This is a genomic window from Intestinibacter sp. (genome assembly GCF_051866655.1).
Lineage (GTDB): Bacteria > Bacillota > Clostridia > Peptostreptococcales > Peptostreptococcaceae > Intestinibacter.
In genome coordinates this window covers 1-2,695 of the sequence record NZ_JBJDXL010000453.1, presented here as the reverse complement: position 1 = coordinate 2,695, position 2,695 = coordinate 1, and the positions used below count along the sequence as shown (strand labels likewise).

Annotated in this window: 6 protein-coding genes; all 6 read left to right on the top strand. The window is 37.5% G+C overall.

Annotated elements, in window-relative coordinates; translation table 11 throughout:
- Window positions 1-318: hypothetical protein (locus ACI3VO_RS13585; protein ID WP_439758434.1), on the top strand; the 318-nt coding region annotated here is incomplete at its 5' end.
- Complete coding sequence (locus ACI3VO_RS13580) at window positions 315-1,493, top strand: beta-ketoacyl-[acyl-carrier-protein] synthase family protein (protein ID WP_439758433.1); 1,179 nt, start codon at window positions 315-317, stop codon at window positions 1,491-1,493. The genes ACI3VO_RS13585 and ACI3VO_RS13580, both read left to right, overlap by 4 nt.
- Window positions 1,480-1,743, top strand: coding sequence for an acyl carrier protein (locus tag ACI3VO_RS13575; protein WP_439758432.1), 264 nt, complete (start codon window positions 1,480-1,482; stop codon window positions 1,741-1,743). Before ACI3VO_RS13580 ends, ACI3VO_RS13575 begins: the two co-directional genes overlap by 14 nt.
- Complete coding sequence (locus ACI3VO_RS13570; RefSeq protein ID WP_439758431.1) at window positions 1,721-2,044, top strand: hypothetical protein; 324 nt, start codon at window positions 1,721-1,723, stop codon at window positions 2,042-2,044. The genes ACI3VO_RS13575 and ACI3VO_RS13570 overlap by 23 nt, the downstream gene beginning before the upstream one ends.
- Window positions 2,038-2,313 carry a hypothetical protein gene (locus ACI3VO_RS13565; protein WP_439758430.1) on the top strand — a complete coding sequence of 92 codons (276 nt, stop codon included), beginning with the start codon at window positions 2,038-2,040 and terminating at the stop codon, window positions 2,311-2,313. The genes ACI3VO_RS13570 and ACI3VO_RS13565 overlap by 7 nt, the downstream gene beginning before the upstream one ends.
- Before the next feature lie 125 nt (window positions 2,314-2,438).
- Window positions 2,439-2,695 (top strand): hypothetical protein (locus ACI3VO_RS13560; RefSeq protein ID WP_439758429.1); only part of this gene is annotated, 257 nt, incomplete at its 3' end.

The following is a 2,695-nucleotide window of genomic DNA, read 5'->3' as shown; positions in this document are numbered from 1 at the left end:
AACTGGTGTATAATGGTTAAGACTATAAAAATTGTAAAATCTGATTCTAAGTGGCATCTTGAATTTGAAGGAAAGACTTTTCCAATTAAAGAGAGTGACTCTTGGATTATGGATTTACTTAAGCCGACCGATAACCAGACTTGTATAATAACAGATGCTTCAAGTGATGGAGCTGTCTGTTATTTTGTAAAGAGTTTTGGTGTTCTTAGAGTATACTCCTTTCCTGATGAAGTTCTAAGAATAGAATCTGATGTTAACATCATTTTCTTTAGAGCATTACAAAACGATGTAAAGTATTACTTAATACCAATACAATGAACAGAGTTGTTATAACGGGAATAGGAATATACTCTTGCTTAGGAACTAATAAGCAAGAAGTTTTATCTTCCTTATCAAAAGGTAGCTGTGGGCTATCTAGGGATGAGGAGAGACTAGAACATGGATTTCGATCTCCTTTAACTGGGAAACTTCCCTCCCCTAATATTCCAAAACCTTTAAGAAGGTTCATGTCACGGGGAGTAGAATATCTTTACACAGCTGCTAAGGAGGCTCTAGAAGATGCTGGGGATGTAGGAAGATGTGGGGTGATAATAGGAAACGATAGTAGTGCTAAGGCTATGTTAGACGCATTTCTATGCTTTCTGAATTTTAGAGACACCTCTAAATTGGGACCTACTCACGTTATAAAAACTCTATCTTCTAATCCTACAGCAGTACTAACCTCTCTTCTTCCTTTAAGGGGAGTATCCTTCTCTATAGGAGGAGCTTGTGCTTCTGGAGGACATGCTATAGGAGTTGCCTATAACCTCATAAAAGGAGGAGTAGAGGAGAGCATTTTGTGTGGAGGGTGCCAAGAAGTTAATGAAGCTTCTGTATTCTCCTTTGATGCTCTTGGAAACTTCTCCACAGCGGAAGACCCAAGTACTGCCGTTAGGCCATTTGATAACTCTAGATGTGGGCTAGTTCCAAGTGGAGGAGGAGCTTGTTTAGTATTAGAAAGTCTCACACACGCTACTCTTAGAGGAGCAAGAATCTATGGAGAAATCATAGGCTATGGAGCTAATTCTTCTGGAAGTCTTGCAGCTAGCACGGTAGAGTCCGAAGTAGAGTGCATGAAGCTTGCTCTAGGAGATCTTTCTTATGATAAGATAGACTTAGTAAGTGCACACGCTACTGGTACTCAGCAGGGAGATGCTGTAGAAGCAGAAGCTATCCTACAAGTATTTCCTCATCTTCCTTATGTTATAGCTACTAAGGCTATGACTGGGCACGAGATGTGGATGGCAGGAGCAAGCGAGCTTATATATGCTATACTGGCATCCAAGGCTAAGTTTATTCCTCCTAACATAAATACTAAGGATTACTCTCTTAATCTAAACATCAAGAGGAACTTAGTACCAGAGGAGACTTCAGAATTTATTCTTAGTAATTCTTTTGGATTAGGAGGAACTAATAGTTCAATTGTAGTAAAAGTAAATTATGGAGAGGAATGACTTAATTAGGGACATGATCGAGTATATTAACTCTGATCTTGGATACCCTGTAGAACTGGATGAGGCTAGTAGCCTATCGGAAGATGTTGGATTAGATAGTCTAGACGCTACAGACCTTATTAGTTATATGGAGAGAAAATATGACTTTAAGGTAGAGGACTCTGAATTATCTATACTAAAAGAAAGTATAGGAGATATAGTAGATTTTATCCTTAACCGACTTAAGAATGAATCACAAAATATATCTTAAGGTTGTAAAAGGACGATGGTATATCTCACTGGGCAAGAAGGGGTATAAATCTACTTTTGCTCTAGATGAGGCTCTTTCGGAGTGGATTCATGACAGCTCAGCAACTATTACATTTACTTCCGAAAAGACTCCAGATACAGTTCTCAAGATAGTAATGAGAACTGAGAATGAGAAGCCCGTGATGGATATATATAATCCTGAAACTAATCAATTAATAAAGTCTATAAGTCAATGTCCTAAAATATTCTCAGATTATTCCATAGATAATGAATTCTTCATTAACTACAACTCGGAATGGTAATAGAGGAAAAGGACTTTCGACTAACTCCAGTAAATGACTCTTCCGTCAGCTTTGACCTAGAGTTGTTATATAAAGTACAACCAAGAGGAAAAGAGGCTAGAATGGAATTTAAGAACGTAGCCTATGGAATAGGACTTGCCCATGCTGTAAATAGGATTGCTCATTATAGAGTAAGCCAAAAGCATCAGGATGAAGCCATTACATTACTCACGTACTTTAAGGAGTTTAAAGAAGAATTAGATTCACTTAAAGCCTTATGCGGAATTTAAATATTAAGCAATTAAGGAATTCTCTAGATTGTTTATGCCGATTTTTAGATGACGTCTACCGTGTTAATAGCGGTGGATGTTGCTTAATAGCTTACCTCATTGCTGCTAATCTAGATAGACTAGGAGTGAAGTATAGCCTCATTGTCTACAATGACAGTAAAAAATGTACCTCTGGTATAACTAGAGAAGTAACTAGCATGTCTAAAGCATCTGATCCTGTTAATTCTATTACTGGAAAGAATACCTGTTGGCACTATGCCTTAAGGATTTATCGAGGAGGGTATATTAACAATGATTGCGTTAGTACGTGTGATCTAGAGTATCGAGTACGTGGAATATATTCAGAAAATATTAAATGGATATATGATACAGGTTGTTGGAA

What these genes read in the sequence shown, in the direction of transcription:
- ACI3VO_RS13580 (WP_439758433.1), top strand. Translation starts at nt 315, where the DNA reads ATGAACAGAGTTGTTATAACGGGAATAGGAATATACTCTTGCTTAGGA.
- ACI3VO_RS13575 (WP_439758432.1), top strand. Translation starts at nt 1,480, where the DNA reads ATGGAGAGGAATGACTTAATTAGGGACATGATCGAGTATATTAACTCT.
- ACI3VO_RS13570 (WP_439758431.1), top strand. Translation starts at nt 1,721, where the DNA reads ATGAATCACAAAATATATCTTAAGGTTGTAAAAGGACGATGGTATATC.
- ACI3VO_RS13565 (WP_439758430.1), top strand. Translation starts at nt 2,038, where the DNA reads ATGGTAATAGAGGAAAAGGACTTTCGACTAACTCCAGTAAATGACTCT.